The organism is Streptomyces sp. NBC_01546 (genome assembly GCF_045208355.1).
Taxonomy (GTDB): Bacteria; Actinomycetota; Actinomycetes; order Streptomycetales; family Streptomycetaceae; genus Streptomyces.
In genome coordinates, this window is record NZ_CP109379.1 from 1,884,536 (window position 1) to 1,900,855 (window position 16,320).

Here is a 16,320-nt window from a genome sequence, read left to right on the forward strand (position 1 = left end):
AGGGCCCGTTCGCAGGGCCCTTCGCAGATCTTTCGCAGATCTTTCGCACGCAAGACCGTGACCGACTCAGTAGGGGCAGGGCGTTGAGCAGCGTACGAGGCAAGAGGATTCTGGTCACCGGCGGGGCGGGCACCATCGGCTCGCATCTGGTGGACCTGCTGGTGGACAACGGGGCACGCGAGGTCGTGGTGCTCGACAACTTCGTGCGGGGACGGAGCGCGAACCTGGCCCGCGCCCTGCCGAGCGGCGTGGTGGAGGTCGTCGAGGGCGACATCCGGGACGCGGTCGCGGTGCGCAAGGCGACCGAGGGCGCCGACCTGGTGTTCCACCTGGCCGCCATCCGGATCACCCAGTGCGCGGAGGAACCGCGGCTGGCGAACGAGGTGATGGTGGACGGCACGTTCAACGTGCTGGAGGCGGCCGCGGCGGCCGGGGTGGGCAAGGTGATCGCCTCTTCCTCGGCCTCGGTCTACGGGCTGGCCGAGACCTTCCCGACCACCGAGCGCCACCACCCGTACAACAACGACACCTTCTACGGGGCGGCGAAGGCCTTCAACGAGGGCATGCTGCGCAGCTTCCACGCCATGTACGGGCTGGACTACGTCGCGCTGCGCTACTTCAACGTGTACGGGCCCCGGATGGACATCCACGGGCTGTACACCGAAGTGCTGATCCGCTGGATGGAGCGGATCGCCTCGGGCGAACCGCCGCTGATCCTCGGTGACGGCACCCAGACCATGGACTTCGTGGACGTCAGGGACATCGCGCGCGCCAATCTGCTGGCGGCGGAGTCGGACCTGACCGACGAGGTGTTCAACGTCGCGAGCGGGACCGAGACCAGTCTGCTCGAGCTCGCGCTGGGCCTGCTGGAGGCGATGGGCGCCGAGGGCCTGGTACCCGAGCACGGCCCGGCCCGCGCCGTGAACGGGGTGACCCGGCGCCTCGCGGACACCTCGCAGGCCGCGGAGCGGCTCGGCTTCACCGCCGGGATCGACCTGCGCACCGGCCTTCGGGACCTGGTGCAGTGGTGGCGGGCCGAGCGCGCCGCCGACGCGGCGGCCACGGAGGCGGGCCGATGAGCACCCCGGACGCGGTACCGGCGGCCCGGATCCCGGTCATGGTGCCGTGGCTGGGCGAGGAGGAGGCGAAGGCCGCCGCCGACGCGGTGCTCTCCGGCTGGGTCGCCCAGGGTCCCCGGGTCGCCGAGTTCGAGCGGGCCTTCGCGGAGCGGGTGGGCGCCGGGCACGGCATCGCGGTGAGTTCCTGCACCACCGCCCTGCACCTGGCCCTCGTCGCACTGGAGCTGGGCCCGGGCGACGAGGTGGTCGTCCCCTCGCTGTCGTTCATCGCCACGGCCAACGCGGTGCGCTACGTGGGCGCGCGGCCGGTGTTCGCGGACGTCGAGGAGGCCACCGGCAACCTGACCCCGGCCACCGTGGACGCGGTCCGCACCCCCCGTACGAAGGCGGTGCTCGCGGTCCACCAGGGCGGCGTGCCCGCGGACGTGCACGCGCTGCGCGCGGCGTGCGCCGACTGGGACCTCGCGCTGGTGGAGGACGCCGCCTGCGGAATCGGCGCGACGGTGGGCGGCAAGTCCGTCGGCCACGGAGCGCTGCTCGCCGCCTGGTCCTTCCACCCGCGCAAGGTGATCACCACCGGCGAGGGCGGGATGCTGACCACGGACGACGCGCGGTGGGCGGAGCGGCTGCGGCGGCTGCGCGAGCACGGGATGAACGTGTCCGCCGCGCAGCGGCACGCGAGCAGCAAGCCGATCGTCGAGAGCTATCTGGAGGTCGGCTACAACTACCGGATGACCGACATCCAGGCCGCGGTGGGCCTGGTGCAGCTGGGCAAGCTGGACGCGATCGTGGCCCGGCGGCGTGAGCTGGCGGCCCGGTACGCGGAGCTGCTGCGCACCGTCCCCGGTGTGCGCCCGGTCCGGGACCCCGGTCACGGCGAGGGCAACTTCCAGTCGTACTGGGTGCTGCTGGCCGAGGAGTTCCCGGTCGGCCGGGACGAGCTGCTCGCCGTGCTCTCCGGGGCGGGGGTCTCGGCCCGGCGCGGGATCATGGCCTCGCACCTGGAGCCGGCCTACGCGGGGCACGGCGCGGCGCCGCTGCCGGTGACCGAGCGGATCAGCCGTGACTCGCTGATCCTGCCGCTGTTCCACACCATGACGCGGGAGCAGCAGGACCGGGTGGTGGCGGTGCTGCGCGAACAGGCGGGCGGATGAACGGGCCGCAGGGCACCGAGGACCTGCTGATCGTCGGTGCGGGCGGGTTCGCGCGGGAGACGGCCCAGGCGGTACGGGACGTGGCATCCGCGGACATGGCGCGGGGCCGCGCTCCGAGGTGGCGGCTCATCGGGCACCTGGACGACGATCCGGCCCTGCACGGCCGGGACGTGGACGGGGTGCCGGTGCTGGGCGGCTGCGAGCGGGTGCACGAGCTGTGGGACGCCCGGGTGGTGGTCTGCGTGGGCAGCCCGCGCGACTACGCCGTACGCGCCCGCCTGGTGCGGCGCCTCGGGCTGCCCGTGAACCGCTACGCGACGGTGGTCCACCCCACGGCGGTGGTGTCGGGGTCCTCGGTGCTCGGCGCAGGCTCGGTGCTGCTCGCGCAGTGCGTGCTGACCGCCGCCGTCCGGGTCGGGTCCCACGTGGCGGTGATGCCGCAGGTGGTCCTCACCCATGACGACGCGGTCGGCGACTTCGCCACGCTCGCCTCGGGTGTCCGCCTCGGCGGCGGGGTGCGGCTGGGGCGGGGCGCCTACGTGGGTGCGGGCTCGCTGGTCCGCGAGTACACCACGGTCGGCGCCTGGTCGCTGACCGGTATGGGAAGCACGGTCCTCGGTGATGTGCCGCCCGGCGAGGTCTGGGCCGGGAGCCCGGCCCGGCGGCTGCGCACGGCGGACGGTCCGGCGCTCGAAGAGCTGCGGACCGATGGGGAGATGACCGGCCGGCGGCCGGAGACACGGATGGGGAGCCCAGTCAGATGAACCAGATACCGCTCGTCGACCTGAAGGCGGCGCACGCCGAGGTCGCCGGGGAATTACGCGCCGGATTCGACCGCGTGCTGGCCGACACCGCCTTCATCGGCGGTGAGGAGGTCCGCGCGTTCGAGCGCGAGTACGCGCAGTTCGCCGGGGCCGGGCACTGCGTGGGCGTCGCCAACGGCACCGACGCCCTCGAACTGGCCCTGCGCGCGAGCGGGGTCGGCGTCGGCGACGAGGTGGTGCTGCCCGCCAACACGTTCATCGCGACCGCGGGCGCCGTCGCCCGGATCGGTGCGCGGCCGGTCCTGGTCGACTGCCTGCCCGACACGCTGCTGATGGATCCGCGGGCCGCGCTGGACGCGGTCGGGAAGGCCACCCGGGCGGTGGTCCCGGTCCACCTGTACGGACAGTGTGCCGCCACCACGGAGCTGGCCGCCGGGCTGCCGTCACACGTCAGGGTCGTCGAGGACGCCGCGCAGAGCCAGGGCGCGACCCGGGACGGCCGCTCCCCCGGCAGCGGCGGGATCGCCGCGACCAGCTTCTACCCGGGCAAGAACCTGGGCGCGTACGGGGACGCGGGCGCGGTGGTGACCGACGACGAAGGACGCGCCGACCTGGTCCGGGCGCTGGCCAACCACGGCGGTGTCGCCAAGTACCGGCACGACGTGGCCGGGTTCAACAGCCGCCTGGACGGTCTGCAGGCCGTGGTCCTGCGGGCGAAGCTGGCCCGGCTGGCCGACGGGAACGCGGCCCGCCGGGCCGCCGCCGCCCGGTACGACGCTCTGCTGGGCGACCTGGCGGCCACCGGACGCCTCACCCTGCCCGTGACGGCGCAGGGCAACGTCCACGTGTGGCACCTGTACGTCGTACGGGTCGCCGCGGGCACGGACCGCGACGCCGTCGTCGGCAAGCTCAACGCGGAGGGCATCGGCGCGGGAGTGCACTATCCGGCCCCGGTCCACCTCACCCCGGCCTTTGCCCACCTCGGCCACGGCCGCGGCGATTTCCCGCACGCCGAGGAGGCCGCGGACCGGATGCTCTCCCTTCCGCTCTTCCCGCAGATCACCGCTGACCAACAGCAGCGGGTCGTGGACGCACTCAGCGGCGCCCTGCGCTGACGCCTCCCGGTTCACGCAAACAAATGAGGTACAGATGAATAAGCGGAGAAGGCTGCTCCGGTTTCGGTACGGTCTTTTCACCGTGGTCGCCACCCTGGTGGCCACGGTTCTCTCACCGGCCTCGGTAGCCGGCGCCGCCGACCCCTGCGGTCCGACGTCGAACGCCGTCGTCTGCGAGAACTCCAAGCCGGGCACACCGATGTCGGACTGGTTCGCGCCCAGCGCCTGGGGCGACATCAAGGGCTTCAGTGCCCAGATGAGCGTCCAGGCCGGCGACACCGTGCAGTTCAAGGTCCAGTCCCCCTCCCCCTACCGCGTCTCGGTCTACCGGCTGGGCCACTACGGGGGCAACGGCGCCCGGCTGCTGTCGACGCAGGCTCAGGCCGCCCAGACCTACCCGGCCAACTACGCCCAGGGCGGGAACCCGAAGAACTGCACGACCAAGGCGTCGACCGGCCTGGTCGACTGCGGCAACTGGCCCGTGACGGCCACGTGGAGCGTGCCGTCCGACGCCGTCTCCGGCCTGTACATCGCCAACTTCGACCAGGCGGACGGCAACGGCCTGATGCCGTACCCGTTCGTCGTCCGCAACGACTCCAGCCACTCCGACGTCCTGGTGCAGACGAGCGACCAGACCTGGCAGGCCTACAACAACTACGGCGGCCAGGACCTCTACGACGGCGGCGGTCCCGCACCGGACGGGCGTGCGTACGAGGTGAGTTACAACCGTCCGATGGACATCGGCGGGGAGAACGGGATCTACGGCTCCGAGTACCAGATGATCTCGTGGCTGGAGCGCAACGGGTACGACGTCAGCTACATGTCCGGGATCGACATGTCGGTGCGCGGCGCCTCCCTGATGCAGAACCACAAGGTGTTCATGTCCTCGGGGCACGACGAGTACTGGACGCAGGAGCAGTTCACCAATGCCCTGAACGCCCGGCGTGCCGGTCAGCACCAGACGTACTTCGCCGGGAACGAGATCTTCTGGAAGACCCGGCTGGCGCCGAGCATCGACGGCGCCAACACCGCCAACCGGACACTGGTCTGCTACAAGGAGACCAAGCTGTCCTTCCCGGTGCCCAACGGCGTTCCCGACCCGAGCGGTACCTGGACGGGCACCTTCATGGACCCGGCCAGCGCCGCCAACGGGCGTCCGTACCAGCCCCAGAACCAGCTGACCGGAACGCTGTTCACGGTGAACGGCTACCGGGCGGACGCGATCACCGTGCCGGGCGCGTTCGCCAGGATGCGGCTGTGGCGCAACACCACCGTCGCGAACCTGACCCCCTCGCAGACCGCGACCTTCCCGACTGGAACGCTCGGCTACGAGTGGGACTCCGACATCGAGGACGCGGCGCGGCCGCCGGGGCAGATCAAGATGTCCTCCACCACCGTGGACATCGAGGACGGCAAGTACCGGCTGGACTACGGCAACACCTACGGGAACGGCACCGCGACGCACAGCCTGGTCGCCTTCCGCGACCAGACCTCGCACGCACTGGTCTTCGGCACGGGCACGGTGCAGTGGTCGTGGGGCCTGACCAACATGCCGACGGGCAACCCGGACGACGCGGTAGTCACCGAGGACAAGCGGATGCAGCAGGCCACCGTCAACGTCTTCGCGGACATGGGGGTGCAGCCCAAGAGCCTGCAGGGCGATCTGGTCCCGGCCACCGCGTCCACCGACGCCATCGGGCCCACCGTCAGCGTGACGAGCCCCGCGTCCGGCGCCACCGTGCCGGCCCTGCGGCCCGTGACCGTCACCGGCACGGCGGCCGACAGCGGTGGCGGCGTGGTGGCCCGCGTGGAGGTCTCCACGGACGGCGGAACCACCTGGAAGGCGACCACCGGCGTCGGAACCTGGAGCTACACCTGGACGCCGACCGCTCCCGGCTCCGTGCAGATCAAGGTCCGTGCGGTGGACGACAGCGTCAACATCGGCGCCGTCACCACCGTGCCGCTGACCGTCGGCCCCCAGCAGTGCCCCTGCACCGTCTGGCCCGCGGCCGCGGTACCGGGGACCGTCAACGCGGGTGACGGCAGCTCGGTGGAGCTCGGCGTGAAGATCCGCACCACGGCGGCCGGTTCGATCACGGGGGTCCGCTTCTACAAGTCCCCGGCCAACACGGGCACGCACACCGGCAGCCTGTGGAGCTCCACCGGTCAGCGCCTGGCCACGGGCACGTTCACCAACGAGACGGCTTCGGGCTGGCAGCAGCTGAACTTCGCCACTCCGGTACCGGTCAAGGCGAACACCACGTACGTCGCCTCCTACTTCGCGCCGCACGGCGGGTACTCCTTCGACAACACCTTCGCCGCCGGCTCCGCGGGCCTCGCCCCGCTCACCGCACTCAAGAGCGGTACCGACGGCGGCAACGGCGTCTACCGCTACAGCGCGACGGGCGGCTTCCCGAACACGGCCGCGAGCGGCAGCAACTACTGGGTCGACGCGGTCCTGGACACCTCGGCCGCGAGCACCACACCGCCCACCGTCACCTCCACCTCGCCGCAGTCCGCGGCGACCGGCACACAGATCACGGCCTCGGCGTCGGCCACCTTCTCCACGGCCATCGACTCCGACAGCCTGGTGTTCACCCTGAAGGACTCCGGGGGAGCCAACATCCCGGGTACGAAGGTGATGGGCGCGGCCAACAGCGCGACCTTCACGCCGTCCAGCGAACTCGCCCTGAACTCGACCTACACCCTGTCGGTCCAGGCGAGCGACCTGTGGGGCAACGCGATGACCGCACCGGTCACGTGGAACTTCACCACCAGCCCCAACCCGCCCACCGTGACCTGCCCCTGCACCCTCTGGCCGAACACCGCCACACCGACCACCGCCAACGTGGTGGACGACGCCAACTCCGTGGAGCTGGGCACCCGCTTCCAGTCCGCGGTGAACGGCTACGTCACCGGTGTCACCTTCTACAAGGGTCCCGGCAACACCGGTGCCCACACCGGCAGCCTCTGGGCCGCCGACGGCACCCTGCTCGCCACCGGCACCTTCGGCAGCGAGACCCTGACCGGCTGGCAGCAGCTCAAGTTCACCACCCCTGTGCCCGTCACCGCCGGTACCTCGTACGTGGCCTCCTACCACGCGCCGAACGGCAACTACTCGGTGGACGGCGGCTACTTCACCGGAGCGCACCGCTCCTACCCGCTGGTCGCACCGGCCGATGGATCGGGCGGCGCCAACGGCCTCTACAAGTACGGCGCGACCACCACGTTCCCCTCGAACACCTTCGGCTCGGTGAACTACTGGGTCGGTCCCGTCTTCACCACCAGCCCGCCGGCCGGTGTCCAGTCGGACGGGTCCACGGAGGTGGCGGGTCAGTGAGCACCGTCAGCGTGGTGATCCCCTGCTACAAGTACGGCCACTTCCTGGCCGACTGCGTCAAGAGCGTCCTGGACGAACAGGAGGGCGTCGACGTCCGTGTGCTGATCATCGACGACGCCTCGCCCGACGACTCCGCGGACGTGGCGCGCGCCCTGGCGGCGGCCGACCCGCGGATCGAGGTCCGGGTCCACGAGCAGAACCGGGGCCACATCGCCACCTACAACGAGGGGCTGCTGGAGTGGGCCGACGGGGACTACGTCGCCCTGCTCTCGGCGGACGACCGGCTGGTCCCCGGCGCCCTGGTACGGGCCGCCGCCCTGCTCGACGCGCATCCGGAGGCCGGTTTCGCCTACGGCCGGCCGCTGCGGTTCCTGCACGGCGGCCCGCTGCCCGCGGCCCGCACCCGGAGCACGGGGTCGGTCGTCTACCCCGGACGGTGGTGGCTGGAGCGGCGCTTCCGGGAGGGCACCGGGTGCATCACCTCACCGGAGGTGGTCGTCCGCACCAGCCTCCAGCGCAAGGTCGGGGGCTACGATCCGGAGCTCCCGCACGCGGGGGACATCGAGATGTGGATGCGGCTCGCGGCGCACGCCGACGTGGGTTACGTCCGCGGGGCCGACCAGGCCTTCTACCGGGTCCACGGCAACAACATGTCCACCACGGACTTCGGCGGGCAGCTCGACGACCTGCGCCAGCGCCTGGTCGCCTTCGACTCGGTGCTCGACAAGTGCGCCGGGCTGCTGCCCGATGCCGACCGGCTGGCGCTGGCGGCGCGCACCCGGCTCGCCCGGTACGCGCTGCGGCGCGCCTACCGCGCGTACGACCGGGGACGCACGGCGGTGGTACCGGTCGAGGAGCTGGTGGAGTTCGCCGCCGAGTGCCTGCCCGGCGGGTACGAAGCGCTCGCCGAGTACCGGGCACTGCGCAGGCGGCGGCGCATCGGCGCGCGCGCCATGCCCTGTCTTCAGCCGCTGGTGCTGTCGGCGGTCGCCGACCGGGGGCGCGAGTGGCTGTGGTGGCGGTCGTGGAAGCGCCGAGGGATCTGATGGACCGTCTCCACCGGTTCTTCCGGCGGGTTCTGGGGACCGGTGTCGGCGCGCTCGCGCCGGCGCCGGTTCCGGCGTGTCAGGAGCCGGTCGGTCCACAGGGCCGCCGCCACACCGCCGACCGCGGCCAGCAGGGCCACTCCGGCCAGGGCGCGCACCCTGTCGCCGGTCCGCGCGACCGCGTGCGGCTGCACCAGGAGGTCGACGCTCATCCGGGCCGCGGCCGGGATGCCCTGCTGCGTCTGGAGCTCGGTCAGGTGCCGGGTGTAGACCTCGATGATCTTCCGTACGGAGGCGTCGGCCGCCGCGGGGTCGGAGTGCTCCACCTGGATCTGGAGCGAGGGGATCAAGTGTCGAGGGGTGACGCTGGTGCCGCTGTTGCGCGGTGTCATCCGGTAGGTGCCGGTGACCCCCGCGGCCTCGAGCTCGGCCGCTCCGGCGGGCGAGCCGAGCTGCTGCACCACCCCGTACGAGACGGCGGCGAGCGGCGGCTGGAGGTTCGCGAGCTGGTTCGGCTGACTGCTGGTCACCGGCGGCTTGAGCACCACGATCGCCGAGCTGAGATAGACCGGTGCGGGCCGCAGCACGGCCGCCGCTCCGGCGGCCGCGAGCAGCATCGCCGCCACCAGGACGTACCAGCGCCGGCGCAGCGCACGGACCAACTCACCAGGCGACACGGGGATCCCTTCCTTCATGACCGATCTTTGCAGGACCCGGGTAGGTCCGCCATCAAATCCGGTTCCCGGCAGGGGTGTTCGTGAGCATTCGTGAAATGGGCGCGGTGCTGCGCCGGCGCTGGTACGTGATCGTGCCGGCGGTTCTGCTCAGCCTGCTGGCGGCGCTGCACCTGTACCGCTCGGTGCCGGTGGCCTACCAGTCGCAGAGCTCGGTGGCGCTGCTCGACTCCACGGCGAACTCCCAGCTGCCGCCCGCCTTCGGCAATCCCATATCCAACGCGGGCGGTTCCCTGGTGGTGACCGCGGACGTGCTGATCAGGACGCTGTCCGGGGCCGACGCCGCCCGCGACCTGCACAGCCTGGGCGTGACCGATCCCTATACCGTCGGGTTCGCCGCGAACACCTCGGGCCCGCTGCTGACGCTGACGGTCACGGGCACCGACCGGGCCAAGGTGCTCGAGGAGACGAACACGCTGACCGCCTTCGCCGGGGAGCAGCTCAACGCGCTGCAGGCGGCGGCCAAGGTCCAGCCCGGGTACTTCGTGCAGACCGCGCAGGTGGTGCTGCCGCAGACGCCGGTGCCGCAGCTCAAGAGCCGCTACCAGCAGGTGCTGGGGGTCCTCATCCTCGGCGTCAGCGGCGGGTTCACCCTGTCCTTCGTGGCGGACGCGCTGCTGGCGGCCCGCCGCCGCAGGCGCGAGAGCTCCGCCGAGGCCGCCGTGCCGCTGGGGGCACCTCCCAGCGGTAGCCGGGGGAGGGCCGCCCGCCGGAGGTCACGGGGCCGCCGTGTGGACGCCACCGCGCTGCTCACCGGGTATCTGGCGCTGGCCTTCTTCATCCCGTCGAACCTGACGCTGCCGGGCATGGGCGGGGTGGGCACCCCGGCCAACGTGTTCGCCCTGCTCGGCCTGTTCTGGTATCTGGCGACGTGGCTCACCGGCCGGATCCGGCCGGCGCCCGGGACCCGGCTGCCCCGGGTGGCCATGTGGCTGCTGGCCGTGTCGGTGCTGGCCTCCTACATCGCGAACGCGGGCCGCGGCAGCGTGCGCAAAGAGCTGCTCGGCGCTGACCGCGGTCTGATCGCCCTGCTGGTGTGGGTGTCGCTGGTGGTGCTGGTCTCCGCCGGCATCCAGGACCGCTCGCGCCTGGACGTACTGCTGCGCCGGGCCGTGGTGATGGGGACGGTCGTCGCGGCCGTCGGGTTCTACGACTTCTTCACCGCGACCAACATCGCCGACAGCATCAGCATCCCGGGGCTCCAGTCGAGCGTCCCCCAGATCACGACCCTGGACCGCGGGGCGTTCACCCGGCCCCGGTCCACCACGGCGCAGCCGCTGGAGTTCGGCGGGATGCTGGCGCTGCTGCTGCCCTTCGCCGTGCAGCAGGCCTTCGATCCCGTGCGGAGCCGGCTGCGCGCCTGGCGCCGCTGGGGGCCGGTGGTGCTGATGGGCGGGGCGCTGCCGCTGACGGTGTCGCGTACCTCGATCATCGGGGTGCTGATCGTGATCCTGGTGATGGTGCCGCGCTGGAGGCCGCAGCGGCGGTGGACCGCGATCGGTGTGCTGCTGGGCGCGGTGGCCTGCTTCAAGGTCATCATCCCCGGGCTGATCGGCACCATCACCGCGCTGTTCGCGTCCTTCCTGACGAACTCCGACAGCAGCACCCAGGCCCGTACGGTCAAGTACAGCGCGATCGTCCCCTACCTGGACGAGCGCCCCCTGTTCGGGCGGGGTCTGGGCACGTTCATTCCCGAGCTCTACTTCTTCACCGACAACCAGTACATGCTGACCCTCGCCGAGATGGGCTTCCTGGGGCTGCTCGCGCTCCTGTTCCTCTTCTTCACCGGCATCCACCAGGGCGGGGCGATCCGCCGGCTGGCCGTCGGCGAGTCCGACCGGGAGCTCGGGCAGGCCTTCTTCGCCTCCGCCATCGTCGCCCTGGTCGTCAGCGCCACCTTCGACGCACTCAGCTTCCCGATGTTCGCCGGGATGTTCTTCCTGACGATCGCCGCCGGAGGCAGCTACCTCGGCTTCATCCGGCGCGCGGCGCCGAAGCCCCGATCCGTGGAGTTCCCATGTCTTCCCGCCGACCAGCCTCCCCTCGGTCTCTCCCCGGCTCCGGCCCGGTAGCCGTTCTCGTCGTCACCTGGAACAGCGCCCCGGTGCTCCCGGAGTTCCTCGCCTCGCTGCCGGCGGGCATGGCCGGGCTGGACTGGCGCCTGGTCGTCGCCGACAACGACTCGGCCGACGGCACCGTGGACCTGGTCCGCTCGCTGGCCCCGGACGCGACGGTCGTCCAGACCGGCCGCAACGCCGGATACGCGGCCGGGGTGAACGCCGCCCTCGGAGCCGCCGCCGGGTGGGAGGGCGGCTTCCGGGCGGCCCTGGTGTGCAATCCGGACGTCCGGATGCGGCGGGGCTGCGCCAAGGTGCTGGTTGACGCGCTCGACGCCCCGCTGGCCGGTGGCGGCCGGGTCGGGATCAGCGTCCCGCTGCTGTACGAGGAGGACGGGCGGACGCTGCTGCACTCGCTGCGCCGCGAGTCGCGCGTGACCCGGGCGCTCGGCGAGGCGGTGCTGGGCAATCGCCGGGCCGGGCGGTTCCCGCGCTGGAGCGAGCTGGTCACCGACCCGTCGGCGTACGAGCGGGCGACGGTCGCGGACTGGGCCACCGGCGCGCTGATGGCCCTCTCCCGGGGGTGCCTGGACGCCTGCGGGCCCTGGGACGAATCGTTCTTCCTGTACTCGGAGGAGACCGACTACTGCCTGCGGGCCCGGGACCGCGGCTTCCGCACCCGCCTGGAGCCCGCGGCCTCGGCCACCCATCTCGGCGGTGATTCGCAGGTGTCGCCCCGGCTGTGGACCCTGCTGACGCTCAACCGCGTACGGCTCTACGGGCGCCGGCACGGGGCCGCGGCGACGGCCGCCTTCCGGATGGCAGTGCTCCTGCGGGAGACCTCGCGGGCGGCGCTCGGCCGCCCGGCCAGCCGGGCGGCGGCCCGCGCACTGGCCAGCCCGTCCGCACTGCGCGCCACTCCCGGTCCCTAGGGGGTGGGGCCGTCCCAGGCGGTGAAGAAGCTCTCCGGGTTGACCAGGTAGCGGACCGTGGGGCGGGGCAGGTGGCGCACCTCGTGGCGGCGGGCGTAGCGGCGGATCAGCTCCCAGTCCTCGCGGGGCAGCACCTCGGGGGTGCGCCGCAGCCTGCTGAAGTACAGGGAGCGGTTGCGGCGCGCGACGAAGGCGTTGGTGTCCAGGAAGGCCTCGTGGGCGGCGCGGCGGCGGTCGAAGGGCACGGAGAGGACGTCCCGCTCCGTGCCGTCGGGCAGCACCCTGCGCAGCGCGGTGTACACGGCGTCGGGCCCGCCGGGCGGCTCCAGCACCGCGAGGGCCTGTTCCAGGTGGTCGGGCTCCCACAGGTTGTCGTCGTCCAGGAAGGCCACGTACCGGGAGCGGGTCAGCCGGATCCCCACGTTGCGCACGACGCCGGCGGTGGCCGTGTTGCGGGCCAGGGACACCGCGAACAGCCGTGGATCATCCGGGAGTTCGGACAGTCCGGCGCCGTCGTCGACGACGATGACCACCTGGTCGGTCACGGTCTGCTCCAGCGCCGAGCGGACCGCCGCGCGCAGCGCCCCGGGCCGCCGGTGGGTGGCGATCACGGTGGCGACCAGGGCGGCCGGGGGCCGGCCGAGGGCGGCGGCGAGCCGGGCGGTCTCGGCGTCCTCGAAGCGCCGCAGCCGTACGGCGGAGGGGGCGAGGAGGACCTTGTTCCTGGCCTCGAAGAGCACCAGCCAGCCGAAGGCCCCTTTGAGCAGCTCCCACGGGGCCCGCGCGATTCGGCGCATCATGAACTCTCCCTGTCAGCCGGTGGGTTCGGGGGTGACGGGCCTGCCGTCGGACATGCGGTTTCCCCGCCACACGTTGCCGGCGCCGCCCGCGTTCCAGGCGGTGACCGGACCGTAGACCCCGCTGCCCGGGTGGTACTGGGTGGAGAAGACGTTGTCCGTGATCTCGATGCCGGTGGCGCCCGGGCCGCCGCCGTAGAGCGCGTACGCTCCCCCGGCCAGCCAGTTGCCCTCGACGATGACGGAGGAGACGGTCCCGGTGTCGGCGAACAGGCCGACGGCGGCGGTGGCTCCCCGGTCCACGGCGACGGAGTTCAGCAAGGTGTTGCGGCGGATGGTCAGCCGGCCCTTGTTGCCGCCTCCACTGATGACGGCGTCGGTGTGCTGCCATTCGCCGCCCTGGTTGCGGAACGCGACGATGTCGTGGACGTAGTTGTCGTGCAGGTCCCCCTGGCCCATGGACAGGGCGTTGCCGAAGACCGAGACGTCGCACCAGCCGACCTCGATCGAGCTGCCGCCCATGTTGGAGACCGCGTAGTTGACCCCTCCGTTGTCGGGGCCCTTGCCCGGCACGGCGGTGATGGTGGTGTGCAGGACCTTCAGCCCGCTGAAGCCGGGGCGCAGGTTGATCCCCCACCAGTTGGCCGAGGTGATCCGGCTGTCGATGACGGTGACGTCGTTGGCGTAGACGTCGAGGGAACCCCGGATGTCCCAGCCCTTGATGACCGTGCCGTCCTTCTTGACGGACATGTTCCCCGTGTCGTGCGGTTCGAGGGCGATCCGCGGGCCGGTGCTCTTCGCGTCGGGGAATCCGCAGTCGCCGGGCGCGGCGCAGGCCGTCGGGGAGGGGGTGCCCGGGGTGGCCGGGGGTTCGGCGGTGCCCGTACCGGGCGGTGTCGCGGGCGTTGTCGCGGAGGGCGTACCGGGCGGCGTGCCGGAGGGCCCGGCCGACGGGTCGGCCGAGGGGGCGGCCGACGGCGTGGCTTTGTGGTCGCCCACACCGGTCCGGTCGGCCTGGTACAAGGCGAGTACGACGGCCAGCAGCACCGCGGCGAGCGCCCATGCCCCCAGGCGCCTTCGGTCGGGGGTCACGGCTTGCCGCGCAGGAAGCCTCGGCTGGGCAGGACGCAGACGGCGTAGCAGAGGGTGCCGGCGGCTCCGGTGACGGCGAGGGCGAGCACGCCGTCGCCGAGGTACCGCTCCAGGCCGAGTACCACGGCGGTCATCACCGCTCCGCCGAGGAAGGGCCAGGCACAGGCCCGTACGACGGTGCCCAGCCCGATGCCGCCGCGGTGCAGCACGAGGAGGTACACCGGCACCACGACGACCACGGCGACCAGGACGTGGCCCTGGGCCACTCCCACGATCCCGCCGCCCCGGGCGCCTGCGATCAGGGCCGGGATCAGGACGAGGAGCCAGAGCCCCTGGACCGCGATGAGGGAGCGGCGCCGGCCGATGGCCACCAGACAGTCGTAGGCGAGTTCGCAGCCGATGCGGACCAGGCCGAGTGCCATCAGCCAGGGCAGGGCCCGGGCGGCGGGCATCCAGCGTTCTCCGTAGACGAGTTCCACGATCGGTCCGGCGAGGGCGGCCAGCAGGACGCAGAGCGGGACGGTTGCCGTGGTGACGACGCCGAGGGCGCGGCCGAATCCGGTGGCGAGCGCCTGCGGTGAGTCGGCCAGCCGGGAGAATCCGGCGAAGGAGACGCGGCGGGCCGCTTCGGAGACGATCCGTACGGGCCAGCCGGAGATGTTGAAGGCGAGCACGTAGAAGCCCAGGGCGAGCGGGTCGAGGGCCGAGCCCACCACCATGGTGTCGACGTTGACCACGCCGAGGGCGAGCATGCTGGCCCCGGCGAGCGGGAGCCCGAACCGGAGCAGGGCCCGGGCCTGTTCCCGGTCCCAGCCGAACCGCAGGGTGCCGGGGGCCGCGAGGCAGCAGCCGATCAGCGCGGCCACGTTGCCGACGACGGCGCCCCAGGCGAAGCTCATCGCGCCCCAGCCCTGGACGGCCAGCAGCAGGGTCACGGCGGTGCTGAGCACGAAGTTGAGCCCGTCGACGGCCATCCGCCGGCCCTGCGCGAACTCGCGGGTGAGGAATCCGGCGGGGACCTGGGACAGACCGTCGAGGACCACGCACAGGCACATCACCCGCAGGACGCCGGAGGCCTCGGGCGAGCCCAGTACGCCGGCCACCGCCGGGGCGGCCGCGAAGAGCACCGCGTACAGCAGGCAGCTGGAGACCGCGCTCAGGGTGAGGACGGTCGGGGCGAAGCGGCGCGGGTCGCCCTCCCAGCGCACGATCGCCAGGGAGACGCCGAGTTCGTTCGCGGAGAGCAGGACGAGCAGGACCGTCTGGGCGATCCCGTACACGCCCCAGGCCTCGGGGCCGAGGAAGAACCGGGCGAGGATGATGCCGGTCACGAAGTTGCCGAGCCGCATCACGATGGTGTTGACCAGGCTCCACTTGGCGGCGGAGCCGACCTTGCGCCCCAGTGACGGCGGCGCCGGGGTGGCCTCGGTGTCCGCCGCGGCGCCGGTCACGGCGATCCTCCCCGGCCCGGACCGGCCGGGTGGGCCACGGTCATGCGCAGGGTGTCCGACGCATCGGCCCCGGCGTCGGCGATGGCGTCGGCGTCCTCGGCGGGTTCGACGGCCTCGCCGGGTGCGGGCCGGTGCTTGCCGGGTTGCTGCGGCCGCCGGCGGGCCTCCACGAAGAAGGTGGCGACCAGGCTGAGCACAAAGCCCAGTACCCCTGCCATGACGAGGTACTGGAGCCTGGCCTTCGTCTGCGCCTCCGGCTTCTGCGGGGGCACGATCGTCGCCATCCGGATCATGGCCTCCGGTGCCACCGACTGCTGGGTCTGGAACTCCAGCAGCCGCTTCTCGGCGTAGGCGGTGAGGATCCCGTCCGACTTCAGGACGGCGGCGGGGTCCGTGCCGGTGACGCTCAGCCACATGAAGGGCCCCTGGGCGTTGTCGGCGATCTTCGCCTCGTGTTTTCCGGTGATGCCGAGGGACTTGAGGTCCCGGACGGAGTCGTCGGAGTTGAGGTTGCGGGCCAGGCCGTCGGCCATCCCGGTGAGCGAGGCCTGGGTGCTCAGGAAGGGGTTGCCGTCGAAGGCCACCGTGGCCTTCTCGGAGTTCAGGAGCGTCACCGTGCTCTGTGACCGGTACTCCACCGGAACCAGCAGGTACACGGCGGCGGTGAGCGCCGCCGTGACCGCCAGTCCGGGCAGCAGCACGTACCAGCGCCTGCGCATGACTCGCCAGATCTCGGCGAGATCCATGGTCTTCCCCCTC

The 16,320-nt window shown here is 72.2% G+C and carries 13 protein-coding genes; 8 read left to right on the top strand and 5 right to left on the bottom strand.

What is annotated here, in order from left to right:
* The first annotated feature begins 83 nt into the window (after positions 1-83).
* The 6 genes from OHA89_RS08965 (at position 84) to OHA89_RS08990 (ending at position 8,498) form a co-directional block, all read left to right on the top strand.
* Positions 84-1,079, top strand: a complete 996-nt coding sequence (locus OHA89_RS08965; protein WP_266614085.1) for an NAD-dependent epimerase/dehydratase family protein — start codon at positions 84-86, stop codon at positions 1,077-1,079.
* Positions 1,076-2,233: a DegT/DnrJ/EryC1/StrS family aminotransferase gene (locus tag OHA89_RS08970; protein ID WP_406365839.1), complete on the top strand. Its 1,158-nt coding sequence runs from the start codon at positions 1,076-1,078 to the stop codon at positions 2,231-2,233. Before OHA89_RS08965 ends, OHA89_RS08970 begins: the two co-directional genes overlap by 4 nt.
* Positions 2,230-2,997, top strand: a complete 768-nt coding sequence (locus OHA89_RS08975; protein WP_406365841.1) for a NeuD/PglB/VioB family sugar acetyltransferase — start codon at positions 2,230-2,232, stop codon at positions 2,995-2,997. Before OHA89_RS08970 ends, OHA89_RS08975 begins: the two co-directional genes overlap by 4 nt.
* A complete protein-coding gene (locus OHA89_RS08980; RefSeq protein ID WP_266614091.1) occupies positions 2,994-4,112 on the top strand; it encodes a DegT/DnrJ/EryC1/StrS aminotransferase family protein in 1,119 nt (372 codons plus the stop codon). Before OHA89_RS08975 ends, OHA89_RS08980 begins: the two co-directional genes overlap by 4 nt.
* A gap of 82 nt (positions 4,113-4,194) precedes the next feature.
* Complete coding sequence (locus OHA89_RS08985) at positions 4,195-7,452, top strand: DUF4082 domain-containing protein (RefSeq protein ID WP_406365842.1); 3,258 nt, start codon at positions 4,195-4,197, stop codon at positions 7,450-7,452.
* Positions 7,449-8,498 (top strand): glycosyltransferase, encoded by a 1,050-nt coding sequence (locus OHA89_RS08990; RefSeq protein WP_257553569.1) that lies wholly within the window; start codon positions 7,449-7,451, stop codon positions 8,496-8,498. The genes OHA89_RS08985 and OHA89_RS08990 overlap by 4 nt, the downstream gene beginning before the upstream one ends.
* On the opposite strand, the gene OHA89_RS08995 is transcribed toward OHA89_RS08990, so the two are convergent.
* The gene (locus OHA89_RS08995; RefSeq protein ID WP_257553570.1) at positions 8,417-9,175 is read right to left on the bottom strand and encodes a hypothetical protein; all 759 of its coding nucleotides are present in this window, start codon (positions 9,173-9,175) and stop codon (positions 8,417-8,419) included. The two genes, OHA89_RS08990 and OHA89_RS08995, sit on opposite strands and share 82 nt — an antisense overlap.
* Positions 9,176-9,255: 80 nt before the next feature.
* Here OHA89_RS08995 and OHA89_RS09000 point away from each other — a divergent pair, with 80 nt between their 5' ends.
* Both OHA89_RS09000 and OHA89_RS09005 read left to right on the top strand, forming a co-directional pair.
* Positions 9,256-11,304, top strand: coding sequence for an O-antigen ligase (locus OHA89_RS09000; RefSeq protein ID WP_266614094.1), 2,049 nt, complete (start codon positions 9,256-9,258; stop codon positions 11,302-11,304).
* Positions 11,250-12,221, top strand: coding sequence for a glycosyltransferase (locus tag OHA89_RS09005; RefSeq protein WP_215145811.1), 972 nt, complete (start codon positions 11,250-11,252; stop codon positions 12,219-12,221). The genes OHA89_RS09000 and OHA89_RS09005 overlap by 55 nt, the downstream gene beginning before the upstream one ends.
* Here the strand turns inward: OHA89_RS09005 and OHA89_RS09010 are convergent.
* From OHA89_RS09010 to OHA89_RS09025, 4 genes are read right to left on the bottom strand one after another with little or no spacing between them, the layout of a single operon-like run.
* Entirely contained in the window at positions 12,218-13,021 is an 804-nt protein-coding gene (locus OHA89_RS09010; protein WP_406365843.1) for a glycosyltransferase family 2 protein, read from the bottom strand. The genes OHA89_RS09005 and OHA89_RS09010 overlap by 4 nt on opposite strands.
* 12 nt (positions 13,022-13,033) lie before the next feature.
* Positions 13,034-14,110: a hypothetical protein gene (locus tag OHA89_RS09015; protein WP_266614096.1), complete on the bottom strand. Its 1,077-nt coding sequence runs from the start codon at positions 14,108-14,110 to the stop codon at positions 13,034-13,036.
* Positions 14,107-15,561 (bottom strand): oligosaccharide flippase family protein, encoded by a 1,455-nt coding sequence (locus OHA89_RS09020; RefSeq protein ID WP_266614098.1) that lies wholly within the window; start codon positions 15,559-15,561, stop codon positions 14,107-14,109. Before OHA89_RS09020 ends, OHA89_RS09015 begins: the two co-directional genes overlap by 4 nt.
* Positions 15,558-16,307 carry a chain length determinant protein gene (locus tag OHA89_RS09025; RefSeq protein ID WP_266614100.1) on the bottom strand — a complete coding sequence of 250 codons (750 nt, stop codon included), beginning with the start codon at positions 16,305-16,307 and terminating at the stop codon, positions 15,558-15,560. The genes OHA89_RS09020 and OHA89_RS09025 overlap by 4 nt, the downstream gene beginning before the upstream one ends.
* Positions 16,308-16,320 lie beyond the last annotated feature (13 nt).

Bases quoted from the DNA above. Each gene is read 5' to 3' on its own strand.
- OHA89_RS08980 (WP_266614091.1), top strand. From the start codon at position 2,994: ATGAACCAGATACCGCTCGTCGACCTGAAGGCGGCGCACGCCGAGGTC.
- OHA89_RS09005 (WP_215145811.1), top strand. From the start codon at position 11,250: ATGTCTTCCCGCCGACCAGCCTCCCCTCGGTCTCTCCCCGGCTCCGGC.
- OHA89_RS09025 (WP_266614100.1), bottom strand. From the start codon at position 16,307: ATGGATCTCGCCGAGATCTGGCGAGTCATGCGCAGGCGCTGGTACGTG.
- OHA89_RS08970 (WP_406365839.1), top strand. From the start codon at position 1,076: ATGAGCACCCCGGACGCGGTACCGGCGGCCCGGATCCCGGTCATGGTG.
- OHA89_RS08975 (WP_406365841.1), top strand. From the start codon at position 2,230: ATGAACGGGCCGCAGGGCACCGAGGACCTGCTGATCGTCGGTGCGGGC.
- OHA89_RS09010 (WP_406365843.1), bottom strand. From the start codon at position 13,021: ATGATGCGCCGAATCGCGCGGGCCCCGTGGGAGCTGCTCAAAGGGGCC.